The sequence below is a fragment of the Nocardia coffeae genome (assembly GCF_019890715.1).
Classification (GTDB): domain Bacteria; phylum Actinomycetota; class Actinomycetes; order Mycobacteriales; family Mycobacteriaceae; genus Nocardia; species Nocardia jiangxiensis.
This window is the reverse complement of record NZ_JAINZY010000013.1, coordinates 24,620-49,230: the sequence shown is the minus strand read 5'-3', so window position 1 is coordinate 49,230 and position 24,611 is coordinate 24,620. Positions and strand designations below refer to the sequence as shown.

The 24,611-nt window shown below is 68.1% G+C and carries 18 protein-coding genes and 1 pseudogene; 6 read left to right on the top strand and 13 right to left on the bottom strand.

Translation table 11 applies throughout. The features are described from left to right. Positions 1-3 precede the first annotated feature (3 nt). The 6 genes from K7711_RS35425 to K7711_RS35400 are packed head-to-tail and all read right to left on the bottom strand — an operon-like array spanning position 4 to position 7,580. Complete coding sequence (locus K7711_RS35425) at positions 4-1,251, bottom strand: MFS transporter (protein WP_222975184.1); 1,248 nt, start codon at positions 1,249-1,251, stop codon at positions 4-6. Then, positions 1,251-1,481, bottom strand: coding sequence for a tautomerase family protein (locus K7711_RS35420; RefSeq protein WP_222975181.1), 231 nt, complete (start codon positions 1,479-1,481; stop codon positions 1,251-1,253). Before K7711_RS35420 ends, K7711_RS35425 begins: the two co-directional genes overlap by 1 nt. Continuing rightward, complete coding sequence (locus K7711_RS35415; protein ID WP_222975179.1) at positions 1,468-5,199, bottom strand: non-ribosomal peptide synthetase; 3,732 nt, start codon at positions 5,197-5,199, stop codon at positions 1,468-1,470. The genes K7711_RS35420 and K7711_RS35415 overlap by 14 nt, the downstream gene beginning before the upstream one ends. 17 nt (positions 5,200-5,216) lie before the next feature. Continuing rightward, positions 5,217-5,933 carry a uracil phosphoribosyltransferase gene (upp, locus tag K7711_RS35410; RefSeq protein ID WP_222975178.1) on the bottom strand — a complete coding sequence of 239 codons (717 nt, stop codon included), beginning with the start codon at positions 5,931-5,933 and terminating at the stop codon, positions 5,217-5,219. Then, positions 5,930-6,631 (bottom strand): HAD family hydrolase, encoded by a 702-nt coding sequence (locus K7711_RS35405; protein ID WP_222975177.1) that lies wholly within the window; start codon positions 6,629-6,631, stop codon positions 5,930-5,932. The genes upp and K7711_RS35405 overlap by 4 nt, the downstream gene beginning before the upstream one ends. After that, positions 6,621-7,580 (bottom strand): pseudouridine-5'-phosphate glycosidase, encoded by a 960-nt coding sequence (locus tag K7711_RS35400; protein WP_308015100.1) that lies wholly within the window; start codon positions 7,578-7,580, stop codon positions 6,621-6,623. The genes K7711_RS35405 and K7711_RS35400 overlap by 11 nt, the downstream gene beginning before the upstream one ends. Positions 7,581-7,785: 205 nt before the next feature. On the opposite strand from K7711_RS35400, the gene K7711_RS35395 reads away from it, so the two are divergent. After that, positions 7,786-8,982, top strand: coding sequence for an acyl-CoA dehydrogenase family protein (locus K7711_RS35395; RefSeq protein WP_222975173.1), 1,197 nt, complete (start codon positions 7,786-7,788; stop codon positions 8,980-8,982). A 21-nt stretch (positions 8,983-9,003) separates the two neighbouring features. On the opposite strand, the gene K7711_RS35390 is transcribed toward K7711_RS35395, so the two are convergent. Continuing rightward, the gene (locus K7711_RS35390) at positions 9,004-9,831 is read right to left on the bottom strand and encodes a mycofactocin-coupled SDR family oxidoreductase (protein ID WP_222975536.1); all 828 of its coding nucleotides are present in this window, start codon (positions 9,829-9,831) and stop codon (positions 9,004-9,006) included. A 352-nt stretch (positions 9,832-10,183) separates the two neighbouring features. Between K7711_RS35390 and K7711_RS35385 the strand changes: the two genes are divergently transcribed. Both K7711_RS35385 and K7711_RS35380 read left to right on the top strand, forming a co-directional pair. After that, positions 10,184-11,425: a cytochrome P450 family protein gene (locus K7711_RS35385; RefSeq protein WP_222975171.1), complete on the top strand. Its 1,242-nt coding sequence runs from the start codon at positions 10,184-10,186 to the stop codon at positions 11,423-11,425. Between the two features lie 102 nt (positions 11,426-11,527). Then, positions 11,528-12,232, top strand: a complete 705-nt coding sequence (locus K7711_RS35380; RefSeq protein WP_222975169.1) for an alpha/beta fold hydrolase — start codon at positions 11,528-11,530, stop codon at positions 12,230-12,232. Between the two features lie 190 nt (positions 12,233-12,422). Here K7711_RS35380 and K7711_RS35375 read toward each other — a convergent pair whose 3' ends face one another. The 4 genes from K7711_RS35375 to K7711_RS35360 all read right to left on the bottom strand — a co-directional run bounded on the left by K7711_RS35375 (position 12,423) and on the right by K7711_RS35360 (position 18,616). Then, positions 12,423-13,949, bottom strand: coding sequence for a cellulase family glycosylhydrolase (locus K7711_RS35375; RefSeq protein WP_222975167.1), 1,527 nt, complete (start codon positions 13,947-13,949; stop codon positions 12,423-12,425). Positions 13,950-13,989: 40 nt separating this feature from the next. Then, complete coding sequence (locus tag K7711_RS35370) at positions 13,990-14,613, bottom strand: TetR/AcrR family transcriptional regulator (RefSeq protein ID WP_222975165.1); 624 nt, start codon at positions 14,611-14,613, stop codon at positions 13,990-13,992. 100 nt (positions 14,614-14,713) lie between these two features. After that, complete coding sequence (locus tag K7711_RS35365; protein ID WP_222975163.1) at positions 14,714-17,890, bottom strand: acetyl-CoA carboxylase family protein; 3,177 nt, start codon at positions 17,888-17,890, stop codon at positions 14,714-14,716. 90 nt (positions 17,891-17,980) lie between these two features. Continuing rightward, a complete protein-coding gene (locus K7711_RS35360) occupies positions 17,981-18,616 on the bottom strand; it encodes a TetR/AcrR family transcriptional regulator (protein ID WP_222975161.1) in 636 nt (211 codons plus the stop codon). A 134-nt stretch (positions 18,617-18,750) separates the two neighbouring features. On the opposite strand from K7711_RS35360, the gene K7711_RS35355 reads away from it, so the two are divergent. Then, entirely contained in the window at positions 18,751-20,760 is a 2,010-nt protein-coding gene (locus K7711_RS35355; RefSeq protein WP_222975159.1) for a PKD domain-containing protein, read from the top strand. Between the two features lie 122 nt (positions 20,761-20,882). Here K7711_RS35355 and K7711_RS35350 read toward each other — a convergent pair whose 3' ends face one another. Together K7711_RS35350 and K7711_RS35345 are read right to left on the bottom strand one after the other, a co-directional pair. Next, a complete protein-coding gene (locus tag K7711_RS35350) occupies positions 20,883-21,299 on the bottom strand; it encodes a protease inhibitor I42 family protein (RefSeq protein WP_222975157.1) in 417 nt (138 codons plus the stop codon). A gap of 97 nt (positions 21,300-21,396) precedes the next feature. After that, complete coding sequence (locus tag K7711_RS35345) at positions 21,397-22,899, bottom strand: carboxylesterase/lipase family protein (RefSeq protein WP_222975155.1); 1,503 nt, start codon at positions 22,897-22,899, stop codon at positions 21,397-21,399. A 358-nt stretch (positions 22,900-23,257) separates the two neighbouring features. Here K7711_RS35345 and K7711_RS35340 point away from each other — a divergent pair. Beyond that, positions 23,258-24,082 (top strand): annotated as a pseudogene (locus K7711_RS35340) (dolichyl-phosphate beta-glucosyltransferase); the annotation flags it as partial. A gap of 168 nt (positions 24,083-24,250) precedes the next feature. Beyond that, entirely contained in the window at positions 24,251-24,532 is a 282-nt protein-coding gene (locus K7711_RS35335) for a YggT family protein (protein WP_222975151.1), read from the top strand. Positions 24,533-24,611 lie beyond the last annotated feature (79 nt).

Sequence of the window (24,611 nt, the reverse complement as noted above, 5' to 3'; positions counted from 1 at the left end):
GGGTCACCGCCTCTCTTTTCGATCGTTCGGAACGGTCCGAGCCGCCCTGTTCGTATCCGGTTCCGCCGCAGCACTTTCGACGGAATATGCACTAGTGGCTCCGAGGATCGTCTGCAGCACCGCGATCGCCAGCAGCACACCCAGCGGTACTCCCCAGCCGTCGGCGAATCGCCGGATCACACCGACCGCATACGGGCCGATGGCGGCGATCAGGTACCCGACACCCTGTACGGCACTGGAGAATTCGATCGGCCGAGGGGCGCTGCCCGCACGCACCGTCACCACGGCCAGCGCCAGGGAGAACACCGACAGTCCCACTCCCAGCACCAGCGACCACAGCAGCGGAGCCGCAGCCGGGGCCACCAGGAACCCCAGCACTCCCGCCACCGTGCACAAGCTGAATCCGGCCAGCCAGCGATCGGGATGTGCCGAGGCGGCGACCAGCGGCGGCACCAGTAGACTGATCGGCACACCCAGGCAGGTGAGTAGCCCCAGATATCCGCCCGCCGCGCTCGCGCTCACTCCCGCATCCTCGAGCACCGAGGGCAGCCAGCCGATCACCACGAAGGCGACCATCGCCTGCAGACCGAAGAACAGCGCCAGCCCGGCGCTGCGCGTCCGGCGCAGGACGACGATCGGATTCCCCTCGCGCCGAACACTTTCCGCGCGGGCATCGGCCCGGCCCAGGCCCGAGCGCCACACCGCGGCGACGCCCGCTACCGCGAACAGCGCCCACAGCGTCAGAGCCCACCGCCAGCCGCCCACCGCATGCGTCAGCGGGACCACGGCGGCGAATCCGATTGCCGCACCGGCCTGCAACGCGGTGGTGAAGGTGGCCACCAGAACTCCGGTCCGACCACTGCCGCGCACCACGACCGGCAGCAGCACCGCCAGCAGCCCGACCCCGATCGCCGCGACGAAGGTGCCGCCCACGAACACCGCCAGATCCGCCCACGGCCGCACCGCGAGCCCGACCCCGATCAGCGCGAGGGATGCCAGCAACCCGTTCCGCACGGATGTCCGGGACAGCACGAGCGGTGCGAGCAGGCTCGTGATCGCGAAGGCGAAAACCGGTGCGGCGGTGATGATTCCCGCCGCGCTCTCGCCCGCGCCGTAGTGCGCGGTCACGGTGTCGAGCACCGGCCCCACCGCGGTGATGCCCGGCCGCAGGTTCAGCGCGGTCGCGCCGACGACGACCAGCAGCGCCGCGAATGTCACCGGCCGCACGGCAGCCGAACCCGGAGCCGTCATCAGTAGTCCGGCGACCGCAGCAGCGCCGCGCCGTCCGCCCGGTCGGTGATCAGGGGCCGATAGATCCGCTCGGACCAGTCGTCGGGATCGACCGGCGCCAGGCCGATCGACACCACACCCGCACGGACCTCGAACGCCCGGGTCACCGCCGCGACGAGGTCCTGTTCGAGTCGCTGTCTGACCGGCTCGGCCAATTCTGCTGGGAAATGGGAGATCTCAACGTGCGGCATGCGGTATCAACTCCTGGCTCATCCGGTGTTCCAGAACCGCGGCGGCGATGTCGAGCGCACCGGCGGTCACGATCTCGTAGTGGCGATAGGGCAGGTTGCCCACCGGCCGGATCCGCTCCCGCAGCGGCACGACCGGGATGTCGGCGAAACTCGGTCCATCGCCGCGCGCCCGCAGAAAGACGCTGTGGTCCAGCAGATCCGGATCGATGCCGGTGGGTTCGGACCGGAACCGGTAGGTGTGCTCGACCACGGCGACGATCCGTTCGGCCATCGCATCCCCGAACCCGGGAACCCGCGCGGTGATCAGATCGAGGAACTGCTCGCGGGTGGTGACCCCGGTGTCGAGTTCGGCCCCGAACGGCGGATCGATCCGGCCGGTGAACACCGAGGCCAGGACACGTTTGAAATATCGTGCGGCGTAATCGACCTCGCCGTCGTCGGGCAGTCCGGGCAGCACCGGCGAACCGGGGGCGATCAGGACCAGCGCCTCGACCGAACGTCCCGCCGCGCTCAGACGCTGGGCCACCTCGGCGGCGATCCGGGCGCCGAAGGAGTATCCGACCAGCCGCAACGGTCCGCTGGGCCGGATCCGCCGCACCTCTTCCAGATCGTCGGCGATCAGGGCGGCGAGATCGCGGTGCGGAAGCTCACCGGCGTTCAGGCCGCGGGCCTGCATCCCGTACACGGTGTGGCCGTCCTGGGCCAGCTCACCGGCCAGGGCGCGCAGGCTCATCGGGTAGCCGCCCAGTCCGGGCCACAGGATGGTCGCGACCGCCGAGCCGGTACCGGCCAACCGCAGCAGCCGGTCCGCTCGCGGCGGCGCGGATTCCGCTGTGGCGGCGGCCAACTCGGCGAGGGTCGGATGCCGGAACAGGGACTGCACGGCGAGGGTGCCCCCGAGACGTTCGCCAAGCAGCCGGATCAGGCGCAGTGCCGACATCGAATTGCCGCCCTGGGCGAAGAAATCGTCACCGCGATAGACCGGTTCGTAGCCCAGCACCTCCGACCACGCCCGCGCCACGGCACGCTCCCGCTCGCCGACGGGCGGATCGACCGTACGTTCGGCGACGACGAGTTCGGCCGCCAGCCGCGACAGCGCGGTGCGATCCTGTTTCCCGTTCCGCGACAGCGGAATCCGGTCCAGTAGATGAATCGTCGCAGGAACCACGGCCGCGGGCAGCACCGCGCGCAGATCGTCGGCGAGCAGTTCCTCCGGCCCGCGCATGTGCACGGTGTCCTCGGTCATCCCGGTCGCGGCGAGCTGCTCCTCGGAGACCGGTCCGGCCAGCGCGAGATAACTCAGCGACCGCAGGCCCAGGATGTCGTCCAGCCGCCGCGCCGACGGCAGATCCCGGCCGGTCAGCGAGGCATAACCGGCCGACATCAGGCCCAGGCCGGCCCGGCTGCCGAGCTGCTGCAGCTGCGCCAGCGCCCGGCCGAGCGCGGTGAATCCGGCCCATCCGGCCTGCGGGGTGGTGGTGAGCAGGACCGCGAATCCGGATTCGTCGTAACTGCGCTGATTGATCGCGACGACGTGGCGCCGCTCGATCTTCTGCTCGGTGACGAAACTCGCTCCCGCACCGGTGAATCGGTAGATTCCGTGCCGATCCGGGCTGCGCCGGCCGTGCACCTGCACCCAGGCCGTGACGGGCGGATCGGGTTGTGGTTCCGGCGCGTCGCCGAGCTGCACCGATGCGGTCACCACACCCTCGGTGACGCCGGAAACCGGTTCCACGGCAACCGAACTCACCTGCCAGCCCGATTCGGCCGCGACCTCGTCCAGCATCCCGAGCAGATGTCCGGCCTCGAACTGCAGCACCTCCCGGACGTTGGTGGTGTAGACCGATTCGATCACCTGCGGCAGGCCGACCAGATGTAGTCGCGTGTCGGTGCGGGCGGTGTCCGCAACCCGATACAGCGCGTGCCGCAGCGGGTGGAAGTAGTAGACCCCGGCCGCGACACCGGTCAGCCCGCCGGTCTCGAGGTAGATCTGCGTGGCGTTCAATGCACCCGGCGAGGCGTAGGAGTACTTGGGCAGCAAGCGATCCGGACTGTGGAACGGCCCGAACCAACGCAACAGTCGGCCCAGTCCCGCGAGATCCGGCACCCCCGCACCGCGCACCGGTTCGATCTCCCGCCACCGGTACAGCAGCGCTTCGATGTGTTCCAGCGAGATCGGCGCGGTATCGAAGGTGCGATAGGTCTTGCGGGCGAACACTCGCCGCCGTTGTTCGGCGGTCGGTTCGGCGCCCGGCAGCGCGATATGCGGCTCCGTGTCGACCGGACGGATCCCCAGATCCGACAATTGGGCCGTCACCTGGGTGCGAGTCGATTTGGATCGGTGATGTCGACCGGCGACCCCCTGATCCATCAGCGGCGCCTGTTCCGGATCGAGTTCCACGAATCCGGCGAGTTGTGTCGTGCCGCGGGCGCTCTGCCAGGGCACGACCGCCGCCGCGCGAACCCAGTGATGCGATTCGATCCAGAATCGGACCTCGTTCGTCTCGATGCGGTGGCCGTTGACCTTCACCTGATCGTCGGTGCGCCCCAGGAACTCGAGGTCACCGTCGGCGTTGTAGCGCACCAGATCCCCTGTGCGGTACCAGCGTTCGGCTCCACGCCGGACGAACCGCTCGGCGGTCACCTCCGGACGATTGCGGTATCCGTCGGCCAGCTGCACCCCGCCGATCAGCAACTCGCCCTCGACCGCCGGGGCACCCGACTCGTCGAGCACCAGCAGGTGGCAGCCGTCCACGGGACGGCCGATCGGAACCACCGCGGTCCGCGCCGGATCGATATCGGTGAAGTCGAACCACGTCGCATTGATGGTGGTTTCGGTCGGGCCGTAGAGGTTCACCGCCCGAGCGTGCGGGAACCCCGCCCGCATCCGGCGCGCCACCGTACCCGGCAACGCCTCACCGCCGCTGACGATCGTGCGCAGCGAGTCGACGCGACCGGCGGCGGGCGCATCTGCCAGTTCGGACCACACCGTGGGCACGCACTGCAGGATCGTTATGCGCTGTCGCACAACATGATCCAGAATGAAGTCGGGACGGGCGTGGGTGCCCGCGGGCGCGATGACCACCGTCGCACCGACGGCGTTGGCGAGCAACTCCCATTGCGCCGCATCGAAACTCACCGGCGTCTTCAGCAGGACGCGCGCGCCGGGACCCAGCCCGAGTTCGGTGCGCAACCAGCCGAGCTGATGGGCGATGGCCCGATGCGGTACGACAACGCCCTTGGGCGAGCCGGTCGTGCCGGAGGTGTAGATCGAATAGGCGGGAGCGGTAGGATCGACCGAATTCGCCTGTGCCGAGGGTGGTTCCGCGTGCGGGGCGTCCACGCGCAGGGTGCGTGCACGTGGCGGCAGGATTCGCCGGGCCTGCTCGTCGGTCTCGGCGTCGGTGAGCACCAGCGTCGATTCGGCATCGTTCGCCATATACGCCAGCCGCTCGGCCGGATAGTCCACCGCCAGCGGCAGATACGCGGCTCCGGAGCGGAGGATCGCCCAGACCGCGACGACCAGCCGCACCGACGGATGCAGCAGCACGCCGACCGTGTCACCCGGCCGCACCCCGGCCGCGCGCAGGGAGGCTGCCGCGGCGGCCGAGCGCGCCGCCAGCTCCCGATAGTCCAGGATTTCCCGATCATCGACGCAGGCAACGGCATCCGGCGTCGCGGCGAGGCGTTCGGCGAAGAGATCGACGAGATTGTTCACGGTATGCACGCTTCCCCTCAGGCCGTGTCGATCGCGGTGGCGACCGTGCCGTGATATCGGTCGCCGAAGTCGCCGATACCCGGCTGCATGAATGCCTGATCGGTCAGGGTCCGGTCGATGTGCGAGGTGACGATCCGGATGTCCGGCCGTCGCGACAGCACCGTGGCCAGTGCTTCGGGGCAGGTGAGCACGTTCACCACGAGGATGTCCGACTCCTCCACCCCGGCGGCCACGAGTTCGTTGATCGCGGTCAGCAAGGTGCCGCCGGTGGCGATGGTCGGATCGAGCAGCAGCACCTGCCGACCCGCGATATCCGGCGGCAGCTTGCGATACAGCAGCGTCGGCTGTTTGGTGACCGGGTCGCGCTGAATCAGGATCTTGCCGAATCGGGCGTCGGGCCGAATCTCGCGCAACCCGATCTCCAGCGCGTCCCCGGCCCGCGGAATCGTCACCGCGTACAGCTCCGGCTGCACCGGGCGCACCCCCTCGAAGACGAAGCCGGTGGGTGTGGCCACCGCATGCGGCTGGTGATCCAGGTGGGACAGCGCGGTTTCCAGCAGCAGCCGGATGATGCGCCCGGTGGCACGGACGAACTGCTCCTGACCGGCGGTGGCATCACGCGCCTGGGTGTGCAGGGCGATCAGACCGGGCGTGGGCGGCAGGACGAACACGGTGGTGTCGAGGTACCGGTCGAGATCGACCGGTCCGATATCCGGACGGGTCCAGGTGGTCATGGCCTGGCTCGCTTTCGATTTCGAATGAGTAGGGTGTCGACCACGTCGTCGAAGGTGTGTGCCACGTGATCCGATGCGGCGGAGGCGATCTGATGGGCTGTATGCACCCCGTAGGTCACTCCGACGGTGAATGCGCCCAGCGCGTGACCCAATTCGATATCGGCCACGGTGTCACCGACCACCGCGCCCGCGGGCCCGATCTCGGTCAGCCCGAGTGTGGTCAGCGCCAGATCTCCGCTCGCGCGATGGGGTTTGGGATATTCGACGTCGTCGGCCCCGACGACGGCGGCGAAGGAATCACGAATGCCCGCCGACTCCAGAATCAGTTCCGCGCTGGTGTGTTTCTTGCTGGTCACCACCGCCAGCGCCAACCCGGCATCGGCGAGACGGCCCAGCCCACCCAGCACGCCCTGGAACACGAGGTCGGCCGCCTTGGGCACGATCACCTCACGGTACCGGATCAGGTATTCCTCCGAAACCGATTGCGCGGTAACCGAATCTGCCGACGATCCGGACAGTTCGGCGGCCATCTCCAGCAGTGGCCGCCCGACCAGCCGGCGCGCCGCGCCGACGCCCGGGTCGACCCCGGTCACGGCCTCGACCGCCAGCACGAACTGCTCGGCGATGGCGCCTGGCGTATCCAGCAGGGTGCCGTCCAGATCGAACAGCACTGCGGAAGTGGGTATTTCAGCGGGCATCGGGAACTCCTCGGACGAGAGCGGCACGGGCGGATTCGATCTCGGCGGCGGCCGCGGCCGTACTGATCAGCACCGCGCGATTCGCGACCCCGGCGGCGCCGCCGGTCACCTCGTCGACCGCGCGCAGCACGAAGGTGGTCACGGCCGGACCGGTGATCCGCTCGCGTTCGGCACGGGCCAATGCCTGCCCGATCGCGGCCTCGATCCGGTCGCCGTCGAGCGCGTCGGCCTCCGGAATCGGGTGGGTGACCAGCACGGATCCGGATCCGCCGAATTCCAGGTGCAATCCGGCCACCTCGGCGATCTCCCGCGGCGAGTCCAAGCGCACCTGGGTGCGGAAACCGCTGTCGCGGCAGTAGAACGCCGGGAATTCACCGGATCGGTAGCCGATCACCGGGGTGCCCTGGGTCTCCAGGAATTCCAGGGTCAGCCCCGCGTCCAGGATCTTCTTGACCCCCGCGCACACCACGATCAGCCGGGTTCGCGCCAATTCGGTCAGATCCGCGGAGATGTCGAAGCTGGTCTGCGCGCCGCGGTGCACACCGCCGAGTCCCGCGGAGGCCACCGTGGCGATTCCGGCACGATCGGCGATCACCATGGTCGCCGAGATCGATGTCGCGCCGAGTGAACCACTCGCCAGCGCCACCGCGATGTCACGACCGGTCACCTTGGCCGCGCTCCGGCCCGCGGTGGCGATGGCTTCGAGTTCGCCTGGGTCGCAACCGATCAGGAACTGCCCGTCGGCGATGGCGATGGTGGCGGGCACCGCCCCACCGGCCCGCACGGCCTGTTCCACCTCGCGCGCCACGGCGAGGTTGTCGGGCGGCCCGAAACCGTGGGCAACCACATTCGACTCCAGGGCCACCACGGGCAGACCCCGGATCAGCGCGTCACGGACCTCGTCGGCGACGCGGAACAACGGTGATTCGACAGCAGCGATACCCGGCACGTGGATGACGTCCTTCGCAGCGGTGAGCGGGGTTCTTCGACCCCCTGTCCGCCTCTCATGGTGTGCCGCGCGGCGGCGCGGTCCCACCTTTGCGACCACCGTGAACATATTTCTTGTCGCAAAATCTCTGGCCCAGTACATCTTTCGTGGGGCATCGGGTCGATGTGCCGATTCCCGCCCGTTGTGCACACGATCGGAGAGGCCGATGACCGCTGTCGACGAACTGCCCGCCCGGCTGGCGGCAATCACCACCGTGACACGAGATCTCGCCGAGGAGTCGGCGATTCGCGATGCCGAGCACATCCTGCCGACCGAGCAATTACGGCAACTGCTCGATGCCGGAGTCGGAGCGCTGCGGGTCCCGGTGGAGTTCGGTGGCACCGACGCGCCCGTGCGAGTTCTCGCCGAGGTGCTGATCGATATCGCGGCCGGTGACTCCAATCTGGCCCAGATCTTCCGCGGCCACCTCGGACTCACCGAGATCCTGCGTTTCACTCCCCCGGGCCCGGCACGCGAGACGCTGCTGCGCGCCGCCGCGTCGGGTCAATTCTTCGGACCGGCCGGCGCGGAGCTGAACACCACGAATCTGTCGACACTCAGCACCGGACTGCGCCGATCCGGCCACCACTACCTGCTCACCGGCCGCAAGTACTACACGACCGGCAGTCTGTACGCGAACTGGCTGAACGTCCTCGTGCGTGAGAACGGCGAATTCGTCTCCGCGATCGTCTCGCGCGACGCTCCCGGCGTCACGATCGTCGACGACTGGGACGGCTTCGGCCAGCGCCTGACCGCCAGCGGCACCGCCGTCTTCGACGACGTGCGCGTCGACCCGGAATACCTTCTGCACCATCGCAATCCGCTGGCCAACGACTACATGGAGGCGTTCTACCAATTCGTCCACTCCGCCACCCAGGCGGGCATCACCCGGGCAGCCGCCGACGATCTGGCGACCCTGGTGCGGGGCCGCACCCGCTCCTACCCGCTGGCTTCCACCCCCGACCCGTCCGGCGATCCGCAGGTGCTGCAGATCGTCGGGGAGGTATGGAGCAAGGCCTATACCGCACGCGCCAATGTTCTGCTGCTGGCCGATGCGCTCGACGAATTCCACGCGGCCCCTTCGGCACAGCAGGCGCAACGCATTCTGCTGGATTCCGCGGCCACCCAGGTCGTCAACACCGAACTCGCGGGCGCGGCGATCTGGCATCTGTTCGATGCGGGCAGTGCCGGTGCGGTGAAATCCGGTCTCGCCCTGGATCGGCACTGGCGCAACGCTCGCACGGTGTCCTCACACAATCCGGCCGTCTACAAGGCCGCGCTGATCGGCGATCACACCGTCAACGGCGCCGCGCCGCGCAGCTTCCTCAACAGCGCGGCCGAGGACCTCGAACCTCGCGCCTGAGCACACTTCTCGGCGCAGCGATCACAGTGCTCCACCGGCGTCGATCAATTGTGCTGTGCCGGTGACGAATTTCGCTTCGTCGGACACCAGGTGCAGCACGGTGTCGGTGATGTCGTCGGGCTCCAGCGCCGCGACCGGCAGCCGGTTCAGGGTGCGGGCGGCCTCCTCGAAATCGGAACGGCCCGGATTCTCCAGATCCGGCCGGAACAGGTGATAGGTGGCGTCGTTGAGAATCATCTCCGTGGCCACCGTGGTCGGATGTACGGTGTTCACCCGGATATCGTGCGGGGCAAGTTCTTTCGCCATCACCTTCATCAGCATGACCAGACCGGCCTTGGACGCCGAATAGTGGGCGGTGTTCTCGTTGGCGTGCATGGCCGCCAGCGAGCTGGTGATGACCACCGCACCGCCGCGGCCGCCCTCGATGATGTGCGGAACGGAGGCCTTCAACGACTTCCAGACTCCGGTCAGGTTGATATCGATCATGTCCTGCCAGGTCTGCTCACTCATTTCCAGCGTCGGCGCCGGACTGGAGATACCCGCGTTGGCCACGACGATGTCGAGTCGCCCGAACGCGATCATCCCATCCCGAACCGCATCCACCAGGGCCGAGTAGTCCCGAACATCGGCGTCGCGAGCCACGATCCGACGCCCCGTGGACTCGACCGCACGGACCGTGTCGGCCAGATCGTCGGCATCGGAGAGCGAATACGGGACGCTGTCCACCGACTCGGTCGTATCGATCGCGATGATGTCCGCGCCTTCGCGGGCGAAACGAATTGCGTGGCTGCGTCCTTGGCCCCGCCCCGCCCCAGTGATGAACGCTACCTTGCCGTCAAGTTTGCCCATGACTACCCACCTCCGCACGACATATTCATGGTTGCCGACCAGACTCCACGGTATGGCATGTCCGGATTCGACGTCGAGACCTTCGAATCCGGCCGGGTCCGCGGTCCGTAATTGGCAGGCGGCCAGCATCATCTGTGTGCCGGCTGTGAATTCCATTCCCATCGACTCCAGTTTCCAACGGGCGCAATATATTCCACCGAAGAAAAGCGCGAACTACCGTGGCCCGAAGATCTTCCGGATGCTCACTACCGAATACGGAGCTATGCTGAGGCTACCCTCAGCCGAACGGGCACGGAGCCCGCCAGGGCTGTCTGCGCTGTGAAGTCACCGACCGAGCTCTGGAGTAATTTTCTTGTCCACACCCACGGATCCCGCGCAGCGGGTCGCGCCGCCCACGCCATTCGACGATGAGCGGGTGAGCCTGCACTCCGCGGAGTTCAGCGCCGATCCGCACCGCGCATATCGCGAAATGCGTAATCGTTTCGGCTCTCTGGCGCCCGTGGAACTGGCTCCGGGTGTCCCGGCCACACTGGTGGTGGGTTATCGCACCGCACTGCGAATTCTCAACGATCCCGAGCACTTTCCGTCCGATCCGCGGATGTGGCAGCAGAATGTTCCGCACGATTGCCCGGTACTTCCGGTGTTGCAGTATCGCCCCGCCGCCCCTCGCACCGCGGGCGCCGAACATGCGCGTTATCGCGCCGCCACGACCGCCGCTCTGGACGCGGTGAATGTCAACGCACTGCACACCTTCGTGGAGCGAACGGCCGTCTCGCTGGTCAACTCGTTCTGTTCGGACGGCTCGGCCGATCTGGTCAGCCAGTACGCCACGCCGCTGTCCTTCGAGATCGTCAACACACTGCTGGGCTGCCCCCCGGAGATCAGCCGGAAGGCGGCCGCGGCCACCGCGGCGGTCTTCGATGCCGACGCCGACGCCGAAGAGGGCAATCGGCTGTTCGCCGAGGCGGTGCAGGAACTGGTGCAGCTCAAGCAGAACCAGCCCGGTGACGACATCACCACCCGCATGGTGCAGCACCCCGCGCGGTTCGACGAACTGGAGATGCTGCATCAGGTCCTGGCGATCTACGGCGTGGGTATGGGACCGCTGCAGAGCCTGGTGATCAACGCGCTGCGCCTGATCATGACCGACGACAGATTCGCCGACGGCCTGCTCGGCGGCGCCCTGCTGACCCGGGACGCCCTGGATCAGGTCCTGTTCGAGGATCCGCCGCTGCCCAACGCGAGCGTCACCTATCCGCGCCACCCCATCCTGATCGATGGCATGTGGTTACCCGCGCACCAGCCGGTCGTGATCAGCCTGGCCGGTTGCAACAACGATCCCGACGTCGGTGGCGGCTACCACACCGGAAACCGCTCGCACCTCGCGTGGGGTGTGGGCCCGCACAGCTGTCCGGCGCGGCACATCGCCTACCCGATCGCCGAGGCCGCGATCGAACAACTGCTCGACATCCTGCCCGATATCCGGCTCGCGGTTCCGGCCGACGCCCTGACCTGGCGCCCGGGTGCACTGCACCGCACCCTCGCCGACCTCCCGGTGACCTTCCCCGCCTGCGCGCCGCTACATCTGCCCTGACATCCTCCGTGCGCGGCCGAATCACGAAGGCGCGCCCCGTTTTACGGATAACCGCAGCTCGCGCGGGTAACCGCACGAACCACGGTCGGTAAACTGCCGACCATGAGCGATGCGGTGACCATGGTGGCGGTGCCCGGGACACTGTGCTCGCCAACGGTATTCGACCTACTGGCACAGGAGCTGGCGGGCCGCCCGCGCGTGGATCCGTATTCCTGGCTGACCGAACCCGGCCCGTGGGACATTCCGGCGATCTCCGGCCGACTGGCCCGCTACATCGAGCACACCCACAACGAACCGGTCCTGGTCTGTGGTCATTCCACGGGCGGGGCCATCGCCCTGCACCTCGCGATCGCCCATCCGGCGGTGGTGCGCGGGCTGGTGCTGGCCGACACCGGCGCACAGATGCGCGGCCACGGTGACGTCGAGGCCATCCTCACCCGGGTCCGGGACGACTGGGGCGAGGACCTGCGCGCGGCGGTCCTGGACCGCTCGTTCCACACCCCACCCGACCCGCACCTGCGCGCCGACCTGCTGGCCTGGGCCGCGACCGTCGACCGGCAAGCGGTCCTCGACGTCCTGACCAGTCAGCGGGATCTCGATCTGACCGCCGACCTACCCCGAATCACCCAGCCCGCCATGGTGTTACACGGCCGCTACGACCGCGCCCGCGACCCCGCTCACGGCCGTGACCTCGCCGCCGCCCTCCCGAACGCGCAATTCCGCCTCCTCGACACCGGCCACACCCCGGTCCACGAGGATCCGGCCGCGGTGGCCGACGCCGTCCGCACACTCCTCACCAGAATCTGATCCGGCACGGGCGCTGTCGATCCCCGTCGCTCGGGTCCAGCTCGCATCCACCACCGGCACCAGATGTGCGCCGAACAGCGCCAGGCTGCCGGTGATGTCATCGGAACCATTGCCTCCCAACGAGTTCAGGAATTCCATCGCGCACTTGTCCTGTTCTGTGCCGAGGCTGCCGCCGCACCGAAGACGCTGATCAGCGTCGCGTAACTGTCACCGAAACATCATGGGCCGCACCGGAAGCGGCGATCTGCACGATCTGCGCCCCTGGCGCGGAGACCACGGTTCCCCCGTTCACCCCGACGTCGTAGCCACGCGGATAGTGCCGCGTCGGCAGGAAGATCTCGGTCCGGGCGCCGGAGGTCAGATGCGCCCCGGCCGCGGCGGCGGTCGAATAGGACAGCGTCATCGTCGAAGTGGCGCGGTCGAAGTGGTACTTCGACGGTGTGCCCGCGATGGCGCGCGCCCACGGCACGGCCAGAGCGTCGAGTTTGGCCTGTTTCGCGTTGACCTGCGAAGCCGGTCTGCTCTCGTCGACCAGCAGGCCCTGGGTGTCGGAGTTCGCCGGGTCCTGCGGGTGGTAGACGTAATAGGCCCAGTAGGTCCACGACCAGAAGTGCTCGTCGGCCAGATCGACCAGTCGGGCATTGTCGGTGTTCACGTCACTCGCGCCGAATTCGGACAGGAATCCCGGTTCGGCGGTGCGATCGACCCGCGCGGCGTTGACCGCGACGGCCTGATTCTCCTGCGGCGGGCAGACCACGTCGAAACCCGGAGGAGTGGGCGCGCCGATGATTCCCGCGCCCAGTACCGGGAAGCAGTAGGCGTGGAAGTTGTGGCCCACGGCCGAATCCGTCAGCGCCGGAAGGGCGGTGCTGCCATCGGTGTTCGGATCCGATTCGGGGAAGATCACGTGCGTGTCGCCGGTACCGCGGACCGCGGTGATCACCCGCCCGTAAAACTGTGCCAGTGCACCCTGTTCGAATGCCGGGCACGAGGCCAGGAACGGCTCACACGGGTAGCCACTGCCCGCATAGGGTTCGTTGAACGGGTCCAGTCCCACGATGTTCGTCCGGCCCGAACCGGCGTTCAGCATTCGGATCACGTGCTGCCACGCGTGCACGAAATGGGTTTGGATGCCGATTCCGTCGGCGGCGGCTTTGTCCTCCCAGAATGCCTGGAAGTCGTCCTGGGCATTGCGCGGGTCCGCGCCGAGGGTGGCCCACTGCGGCGCGCCGTCACCGCTGCTGTTGCCGAGTTGGGAGATGCCCGCCGAGCGGCTCCAGCCGTCCTGATGGAAATCGACGAGCGTGCGGATGCCGTGCGCGGCGAGCAGATCGTTGAGCGCGACGATCCGCCGGATGTACGCGTCGTCGTACACCCCCGGCCGCGGTTCCACCGCTTCCCAGATGAAACCGATTCGGGCAGCGTCGAATCCCTCGCTCGCCAGCAGTGCGGCGTCCTGCTCACCGAAGTTGGCCGGATAGTAGGGCGCGGTCTTGCGGACCAGATTCACCCCGTGCACCGAGATGACCCGACCCTGATCGTCGACCAGCCACTTCCCCGCCCGAGCGGGTGGGCGCGGGGATTGCGCCGACGCAGTCGGCGGCATAGCCGCGACTGCCAGCACCATCAGCAGCAGCGCGACCACCCAGGGACGCCGCAGCCCCCTCCGGGTGGACGCGTCCCGGCCTCTGCCGGAACGAAAGTCGTGCAATCGCATGCGTTCTCCTTCTCTCGATGCGATCAGGGAGGACCGCATGTCACCGAATCCGGTCTTCCGACGAGGCGGGCAGGATCCGGGCCACGGCTTGATCCCATTCGGCGACCAGGTCGATATCGTCGGGACAACGCAGCCATTGTTCTTCCAGGCCGGTCATGGTGGCGATGAGGTGGCGCGCGACCGACCGCGGCGCACCCGGCAACCCGAGTCCCTCGACCAGCCGGGTGAAGGCATCGAGCACTTGCGTCTCACGATTCCGGAAGTACTCGTGGGCCGGATGTTCGCGATACAGCGATTCACTGCGCAGCATCGTGTGCAGCCGCACGATCTCGGGCTGAGTCCGGTTGCGCGCCACGACAGTACGCAACGCTCGTCGAGCGTCCGCCACGGTCGGAGCCCTCCCGAGCTCCTGCTCGAGCTGCTCGATGACCGCCTCGGTATCGCGCCGATCCCGCTCCTCCAACAACGCGATCAGCAACTTCTCCTTGGTCCCGACGTGATGCAGCACGCCGGCCACGGTCAGCCCACACCCATCGGCCAATTCCTGGACGCTGAACCCGTAATACCCCCGCCGCCCGATGATCCGAATGGCCTCGGCCAGGATCTGCGCACGCCGATCCTCTCGACGCACCCGCCCGCCCGTGACAGCCGCGGCCCCGCTCATCCCGCATCCCTCCGCTACTTACTAAGTACTTAGTAGGTAGCGATGGTAGACGCTTCCCCGCATACTGGAAACCCCGAACGCGTTCGCTCGGTGTCGCAGCTCAGCGCAGAGTGGCTATCCAGCGGCGGGTGTCGGCCGGGTCGATGACGTCGTCGAGTTCGCCCACGGTGGCCGCGGTGAGTGCTCTGCCGCTGTCGTAGGCGGCGGCCACGAGGTGGTCGAAGGCGGATTGACGGGCCTCGGGATCTTCGATGGCGGCCAGTTCCTTGGCGAAGCCGAGGCGGACCGCGCCTTCCAGACCCATGCCGCCGATTTCCCCGGTGGGCCAGGCGATCACGAAGCGGGGCGCCCGGAACGACCCCGCGGCCATGGCCTGTGCGCCCAGACCGTAGCCCTTGCGGACGATGACCGTGCCGAACGGGACGGTGAGTGCGGCCGAGTCGATGAACAGGCGACTGAACCGGGTGACGGTGGCATCCTTCTCCGCCTCGGGGCCGACCATGAATCCCGGTGTGTCACAGAGAGATACGATCGGCAGGCCGTGAGCCTGGCACAGCCGCAGGAAGGCGCCGAGTTTGTCGGCGGCCGGTGCGTCGATCGCGCCGCCGAGGTGGTGGCAGTCGTTCGCGATCAGCCCGAAGGGACGACCCTCGAACCGGCACAGGGCGGTGACCACGCCCACGCCCCACTCGCGGCGCAACTCCAGCACCGATCCGCGATCCGCGACGGCTTCGATCACGGACCGGATTTCGAAGGCGCGCAACCGATTCTCCGGCACCGCATGCCGCGCCAACCGCGGGTCCGGAGCCTCCCAGTCGTCCACGGCCCCTTGGAAATACGCCAGATACCGGCGGGCCAGATCGACCGCCTCGACCTCGTCGGCCGCAACCAGATGCACCACCCCGCTACGGCGCTGCACCTCGATCGGCCCGATGTCCTCCGGCGCATACACCCCGAGTCCGCCGCCCTCGATCATGGCCGGCCCACCCATGCCGATATTGGCATCGGGCGTGGCGATCACGACGTCGCACATCCCCAGCAGCGCAGCGTTTCCGGCGAAACAGCGCCCGGACACGATGCCGATCAGCGGAACCTTCCCGGACAGCTCGCCCATCACGCGGAACGTGGTGACATCCAGCATCGAGATGCCGCCGTGGTCGGTGTCGCCGGGCCGCCCGCCACCGCCCTCGGTGAAGAACACCACCGGCAGACGCTGCTCCTGCGCCAGATGCAGCATCCGGTCGGTCTTGGCATGATTGCGCACCCCCTGGGTGCCCGCCAGCACGGTGTAGTCGTAGGACATCACCACCACCCGCGACCGATCCACGCCGAACCGGACCGCGTCGACGGTGGCGACTCCGGCGACGAGGCCGTCGGCCGGGGTGTTGGCGATGAGGTCCTCGGCACTGCGCCGGGCGCGCTGCGCGGCGATGGTGAGCGCGCCGTATTCCACGAAGCTGTCCGCGTCGACCAGGTCGACGATGTTCTCCCGGGCCGTGCGCCGACCCAGCTTGTGCCGCTTGGCCACGGCGGCGGGACGCTGTGCGTCACAGGTGTTCTCGTGCCGGGCCCGCACCTCGGCGAGATCGGCGCGCTCGGCGTCCAGATCCACCACCGAGGCGGCGACGTCCGCACCGTCGTGGTCGGCCTCGATCCAGCTCAGCAACACCGCGTGCGGATCGACGACATCACCGGGCTCGACCAGCTGCCGCAGCACCCGCAGCGAGGTGTCCGCGCGAACCACGTGCTGCATCTTCATCGCCTCCAGCACGGCCACTTCCGCACCGGCCGGCAGGACGGAACCGGGCGCGGCCAGGCTCACCACGGTCGCGCCCATCGGACTGCGCAACGCCTGCTCGTCCTCGTCCAGCACGACCTCGACCGCAGTCGCCGCAGCAGCGTGCACCTGCGGTTGCGGTGCGTAATCGGCTGCGCGGGAAAGCAATCGATCGAGGTTCCGCTCGAACCAGGCGGTGTCCACCGACTCGGTGCGCGGCAGTTCGTCCACCGCGGCACGCAACACCGCGGCGTTGGCGTCCACCCCGGCAATGGTCGTCTCCGCGAGTGCATCCGAACACCGTTGCAGCGCAGCCGGATACGACGAACCCCGGGTGACTATCTTGGCCAGCAGCGAATCGAACCGCGCACTCTGCCGCATCCCCGGACAGGCTGCGGTGTCCACCCGGACCCCGGGGCCGGTGGGCGCGCCGAACTGGGTCAGGATTCCGGTGCTCGGCAGCAGATCACCACCCGCACCGACGATTTCGGCATTCACCCGGGCCTGCACCGCGAATCCGCGCGGCGCGGCCTCGGGCAGTTCCAGATCCGCCAGCGTCCGCCCGAGCGCGAGCTCGAACCCGATCGCGACCAGATCGACCCCGCACACCTCCTCGGTGACCGTATGTTCCACCTGCAGACGCGGATTCACCTCGAGGAACCACGCATCGTCGCCGCGAACCAGGAATTCGACCGTGATCACCCCGCGGCACCGCACCGATTCCGCAATGGCCACCGCATCGCGATGCAGCCGTTTCCGCAGCGCCGCAGACAGATTCGGCGCGGGTGCCACTTCGAGCACCTTCTGCCGACGACGCTGCACGCTGCAGTCCCGGTCGCCGAGCGCGACCGCGCGCTGCCCGTCCGCGACGATCTGCACCTCCACATGCCGCACACCGGTCACCAGCGCCTCGGCATAGACGGCGTCGTCACCGAATCCGGCCAGGGCCTCGGCGCGGCACCGTTCGTACGCCTCGGCCAGCTCGCCGGGATCGCGCACCGACCGCATCCCACGGCCACCACCGCCCGCGGACGCCTTGATCATCACCCCCTCGGGATGATTCGCCAGCAACGCGGCGATCGCGTCCAGCCCGGCTTCGGCGGTAGTGGCGGGCAGCACGGCGGTTCCGGTCGCCTCGGCCGCGGCCCGCGCGGCGACCTTGTCGCCGAAGATCCGCAACACCTCCGGCGAGGGCCCCACGAACACGAGCCCGGCCGACGCGCAGGCGACCGCGAAATCGGCACTCTCACTGAGGAATCCGTATCCGGGATGTACCAGTGCCCCGGACCCCGCCCGGCCCGCCGCGGACACCACCGCGGCGATGTCCAGGTAGGCCGCGGCACCGCTGCCGGGCAGTGCGACCGCCTCGTCGGCGAGCCGGGCGGGCAGTGCGGCGGATTCCTCGGCGGTGTGCATCACCAGCGTCGAATATCCGCACTCGCGAGCCGTCCGCACGATCCGGACCGCGATCTCGCCCCTGTTGGCCACTGCAACACGCATGCCCTCAGCCTCGCATCCCCGCACGGAGGGCGCGGCCCGGGGTGATCTTCCTACCGGATGCGCGCCGAACCCGCTGCCCGGCAACATGACTCACAATCCGATGGCCGGATCCAGCAGAACCCGCCGCAGATCCATCACATTCTCACCGGTCGATCGCCGGAACGCGGTGACGACGGACTCCCCCAGGTCGAAGCCCGGATCGATCAGCCATTGCGTGCGCAATCCGGTCCACGCTGCCAGGAACTGCCGTGCCGCCTCGGCCGCGTCGATGCCCGGATGCGCCAGGCCCGCCTGCTGACGCGCGGCGATGATCGCGGTCCAGCGCTCCAGCGCCTGCGCATAGTGCTCGGCGAAGAACTCCCGGGCCGGATGACCGGGCGTGCCGGTGTACCCGGCGAGCATCGTGTACAGCAGCGCGACTTCCCGGTTGCCACCGATCACATAGCGGCGCAACCCGTCCAGATCCACATCGGGCTGCCCGGAGGAGAGTCGTTCGTCGTCCTCGTCGAACGCCAGCCGCAATGCCGCCACCAGCAGATGATCGCGGGTCGGGAAGTGATAGAGGACCGTCGCCTCGCTGATCTCCGCGCGCGCCGCGGTCTCGGCCGTGGTCACACCGCCGTGGCCCTTCTCCAGGACGAGATCCAGCACCGCCCGCGCGATCGCGCTGCGCCGCTCGGCGGTCCTGGCGTACGTTCCGCGGTTCGTCCCCGGTGCAGTCGACATGCTGTGACTCTACGCAGTCGAATACTGAGTAGATAGAAGTTTTTGTTCACATCCATTCCGTGAAGTGGCAGTCTGGTATTCGATTCGAGCATCGACTACATATATATACTCAGTTTTCAGTTCCAGGAGACGTCATGGCCCCCGACATCGACCCGACCTTCGCCACGCCGTACACCGATATCGACGAGCACCGCGACTCCCCCGTACCGCACCGATACGTCCACGGCGGATTCACCGGCACCGACACCCGCTTTTCGCTGTACTTCCCGCCCGCCGAGACCTACCGCGGACGGTTCTTCCAGCACATCACCCCGGTTCCCGACAGCGAACACCTCGCCCAGCGCGCGACCGGCCGCGAGGACAAGATCGGATTCGCCTTCGCCGGCGGCGCGTACTTCGTGGAGACCAACGGCGGCGGACAGCCCGCGGTCCCGGGCGACGCCCTGGACCCGACCATCACCGCCTACCGCGCCAATGCCGCTGCGGCACAACACTCCCGGGTGATCGCCGCGCAGATCTACGGCGAGCACCGGCCCTACGGGTACGCCTACGGCGGCAGCGGCGGCGGATACCGGACCATCGGGGGCGCGGAGAGCACCGAGGACGTCTGGGACGGATTCGTGCCCTACGTCATCGGCAGCCCGATGGCCATCCCCAACGTCTTCACCGTGCGGATGCACGCCCAGCGGATCCTGCGCGACCGCTTGGATCGCATCGCCGACAACGCCGACGCCGGTTCCCGCGAGCCGATCGACGCCGATCTCACCGAACCCGAACGCCGCGCGCTCACCGAGGTCACCCGGATGGGATTCCCGACCCGCTCCTGGTTCGGCCACCGCACCATGGGATTTCACGCGTTCGGCACGCTCTATCCCCACGTGATGGCGGTCGATCCGACCTATCGCGAGGATTTCTGGACCACACCGGGTTATCCGGGCGCGGACCCCGAGGACTCCGTGCACCGCGACCGCGTGCGCCACCGCTGCCGCACCACCGGAACCCTCACCCGCGATCAGGCACTCGCCCGGGGCCTGCCCGATCATCGCGCCGCGGGCGCCCCGCGCGGCGGCGTCGACGACGCGTACAAGGGACCCGAGACCGAGGGTGACGCCGTGGTGGCCGTCGAGGCGCCCGGAATCCGAGCCGTGGCCGCCGCGGTGCAGGGCGCGGATCTGCTCGTGATCACCGGCGAGGCGGCCGGAGCGCGTGTCACCGTCACCGAAATCCACGGCGACACAGCACTTCTCGATGCACCCGACCGCAACGGCGTCCTGAGCCGCCTCGCTCCGGGCGACACCGTGGAGATCGACAACAGCACGTTCCTGGCCGCGCAGACCTACCACCGTCACCAGGTCCCCGACGCCACCTACGCGGTGTGGGACCAGTTCCGCGATCCGGACGGGAATCCGATTCCGCCGCAACGGGAGCTACTGCTCGGACCGCTGTTCACCGGCGCCGCGTCCGGACATCTGCCGACCGGGAAATTCGCGGGCCGGATGATCGTGGTGTCCTGTCTGCTCGATCGCGAGGCGTTCGGATGGCAGGCCGACTGGTACCGCAACCGCGTCCGCGAACATCTCGGCGATCGCACCGACGAGCACTTCCGGCTCTGGTACGTCGATCACGCGCTGCACGGCGACGACGAACGACAGGAGCATCCCACCCGGACAGTGACCTACCTCGGCGTGCTACATCAGGCATTGCGCCAGCTCAGCGCATGGGTCGAAACCGGCAGGCCACCAGCGGCCACCACGCGGTACACCGTCCAGGACGGCCAGGTGCACTTGCCCGCGCGTGCCGGCGACCGGCTCGGAGTCCAGCCCGTCGCGACTCTCACCGCCGACGGCACGGACCGCGCCGAGATCCTCGCCGGCGCGCGCGTCCTGCTGCGAGCCACCGCCCAGGTACCGCCCGGAGCGGGGACGATCGTGTGTCTCGCCTGGGATTTCGATGGAACCGGAACCTTCACCGACACCAGCGAATTCACCCCCGACACCGCGGTCACCGTCGAGCGGGAACACGTATTCACCGAGCCCGGAACGCATTTCGTGACCGTACGCATCGCCGCCCACCCCGACAGCGATCCTTCGAACCCCTACGCCCGGGTCGAGAATCTGGCCCGAGCCCGCATCATCGTCACCTGAGCGTCCCCTCCGCAACCGTGCCGGGTGTTCACCCATCGACACCCGGCACGGCCCGATGACATTCGGCCTGTCTCGTTGCCATCGAATCCCATTATCACACAATGGAATTCAGCAATGAAAGACTAGCCCACCGTGATGTCCTCGGTGAAGGTCTGCGCGGGAGCCGAACCCGCCCGCACCGAAACCAGACGGAGGGTGGTGTGACCGTGCCCCGCGGCGGTGAAGGTCCACACGCTGGTCCCCGCCGCGCCGGGAATCGGGTTGGTCGAACGGAACTGCGGTGCGCCCTCCTGATGCAGCACGCCCTGATCGATCGAGCTCAGCTTCCAGACGTATCCCGAGGACGGATTGTCCGGCAGCGCCACCGCCAACTCCTGTCCGACGGACAGCGACCGGCTCTGCCCGTTGCCGTCGGTTCCGACGATGACCGGCTCGTCCACCGGCGAGGCGGTGGGCATGGCCGCAGCCATCCCCACCACATTCGCACCGCCGGCCACGAGGGCCAGACCCAGGACAATCATCCGCAAAGGTGTACGCACCGCATTCCTTTCACACTGTGGAGGCGCTCACCTTACCGGCGATCTCGGACATTCCTCCCACCTGTGCACGAGATGCGTTCCCCGGCAGCCGATTCGGTCAGCTCGGTTGCGCATCGCGCCAGGCCCGCACGGCGGCGAGCTCGTCGGCGCGCGGATCCACCCGCACCGGCGAGTCCGGGTCGTCGAAGACCTGCACCGCGCGATGTGCGGCACTGAACCGCGACCAGCCGGGGTCGCCGTGCGTGGCGAAATCCACCCAGGCCCGATGCACCCGATCCGCCAGCGCCTGCGGCGGATTCGGCCCGGTCAAGCTTTCCGCCGCGTCCAGGCGGTCGAAGACGAACGGCACCTCCAGCACGTGGCACGCGCCCAGCCCCTCGATGCCCGAACGCCAGCCGAATTCGTACATGTACGTCGGTTGACCGGCCGCCGCGACGGATTCGGCGATGCGCACCGAATCCTCCCGGAACGCCACATCGGTGACGATCGCGTTGAACACGTCCGCGGCCGAGGCACCGGGCCGGTTGGCCGCGTAGAGCTGCGCCAGCTCGGTATCCAGACCGTACCGTCGCAGCACGAACGGCAACGTCTCGTCGGTGATCCCGGCGGCCAGCCCGGCGGGCACGGTGAAGAACCGGAATTCCTCCGCGGTGCAGCCGATCAGCAACGGCACCGCCCGATCCGGTTGCGCGACGAGCACAGTGCTGGACAGATCCTCGACCAACTCGCCATCGATCACCGGGAACAGGCTCATCACACCCAACCCGTGACTGATCACGCTCTCTCCCCAGCGCGCCGGATCCGGATCCTGCATCAACTCCAGCGCCATGGCGTCCTGCGCGGCCCGCAGCCGATCCGGTCCCAGCTCACCGAACGCCGCCGCGGTGGGTGCGATCCCGGCCTTGTCCGCCAGCACCGCGGCCACCCGCCGGGCGTCCTCGGCACGGGCGATGCCGATCCCGTTGCCGCTCTGGATGATCGCGCGACGGAACAGCCCGTCGGTCAGTGGCGAGGCGATCAGCGCGGCGATACTCATCCCGCCCGCGGATTCGCCGAAGACGGTGACGTTACCGGGATCCCCGCCGAATGCCGCGATGTTCTCCTGCACCCATCGCAGGGCGAACACCTGATCGTGCAGACCACGGTTGAGCGGCGCGTCCGGTATCGCGGCGAAACCGGAGATGCCGAGGCGATAGTTGATCGAGACCGTCACCACGCCGTCGCGGGCGAAGGATCCGCCGTCGTAGATCGGGCGCGCATTGGACCCGCGCACGAACGCGCCGCCGTGGATCCACACCAGTACCGGCAGCCCGGACCCGCCCGCCTCGGGCGCCCAGACGTTCACGTTCAGGTACTCGTCGCCGGGAATGCCGTCGCTGCCCAGCAGCGCGTGGATGGGCTTCGGATACGGCGATTGCGCACACGTCCCACCGTATTCCAGCGCATCGCGCACACCGTCCCAATCCGGTACCCGCGCAGGCATTTCGAATCGCGCGGGCCCGATCGGCGCCGCCGCATAGGGGATCCCCAGAAAGGTCGATATCCCGTCCCGGGTGACCCCGCGAACCTTGCCGCCCGTCACGGACACGATGGTTTCCACAGCGAACCTCCTCAGTCGCCTGCATTCTGCCTCGCCGGAATCCGCACGTGAATGAAACACTCCAGTTTCGAATCCCGCCGGCCCATGTGAGCACACCCGCGGCGAGCTGCGCCGCTGGGGTCCGATCTCCGGTTCGTTGCACGATATGCCCCGTCAACGGGCACAATACGGAGGTGATCCCGATCTACTACGGCTTGTTCATGCTCTTGTACGAGAGTCAGCGTCTGCTCGAGCTCCTCATCGGTCCCTGAGCGACGCCCGACCCGCAGTACTCGCAGGACACGCCCGATTTCGGCCCACAGTGACCTCACAGCGGCCGCCAAGCCCCGCACTAGCGGAGCGGACCACTCTTGTGGACATGAGCGACATGGCGATTGCACCGCACCCCACCGATCGGACCGGCAGCATCCCGCACGTCCCGACACTGGACGTCGTGATCCCGGTCTACAACGAGGAGCACAGCCTCGGAACCTGCGTCTGGCGGCTGCTGGCCCACCTCGAGGGTTTTCCGTTCTCGGCGCGCATCACGATCGCCGACAACGCGAGCACCGACGGAACACTCGCGGTGGCCAACGCACTGGCCGCGGACTTCGACAACGTCCGGGTCATCCACCTGGACCGCAAGGGACGGGGCCGAGCCCTGCGCGCGGCGTGGCTGGCCTCGGACGCGGCGGTGGTCGCCTACATGGACGTGGATCTGTCCACCGATCTGAACGGGCTGCTCCCGCTGGTTGCCCCGCTGGTCTCGGGACATTCGGACATCGCGATCGGCACCCGCCTGGATCCCGCGTCGCGGGTCGTGCGCGGACCGAAGCGGGAATTCATCTCCCGCAGCTACAACCTGATCCTCAAAGCCGCTCTGCGCGCGCACTTCTCCGATGCCCAGTGCGGATTCAAGGCGATGCGCTCGGATATCGCGCAGGTGCTGCTGCCGGTGGTGCAGGACGGTGAATGGTTCTTCGACACCGAACTGCTGGTGCTGGCGCAGCGGTGCGGTCTGCGCATCCACGAGGTGCCCGTCGACTGGGTCGACGATCCGGACAGCCGGGTCGACATCCTCGACACCGCTCGCAAGGATCTGCAGGGCGTGTGGCGGCTGCGCCGCGCATTCGCGACCGACTCCCTGCCGATCGAGGACCTGCGCTCCGAATTCGAGCGCAAACCCCTCACCGCACGTCTGCCGCTGACCCTGGCCGCCTAGGGACCCGCGCTGCCGCACAGGCGTCCTCGACACGATCGCATCGAACGTGCGAGTCTGATAGTCGTCTGAGAACAGCGCAAAGCGGACACTTTCGGCCGACGCCGGCCGTTGAAACCGGTAAGCAGGCCCGCGACCACGAAGGAGTTCGTCATGGCCCTCATCGGAGCCCTCATCGGATATGTGCTGTCGCTGTTCATCCTCGTACTGCTCGTGCGGATGGTGCTGGACTGGATCCAGATGCTCAGCACCTCGCCCAGTGCGGAATGGCTGGTGAAGGGACGCCGAATCGCCCACTCCTGCACCGAGCCGATCATCGCGCCGGTGCGACGCATCCTGCCGCCGATCCGGGCCGGTGGCATGTCGATCGACCTGGCGTTCACGCTGGTGTTCATCGCGGCGATCATCCTGCGCTCGATCGCCTTCAGTCTCTGACCGTTTTCCGCCCGCGCACGGTGTCGCGAGAATCCCTGCCGCCCAGCCGAATCCCCCGCATCCACGATCAGGCCGACGA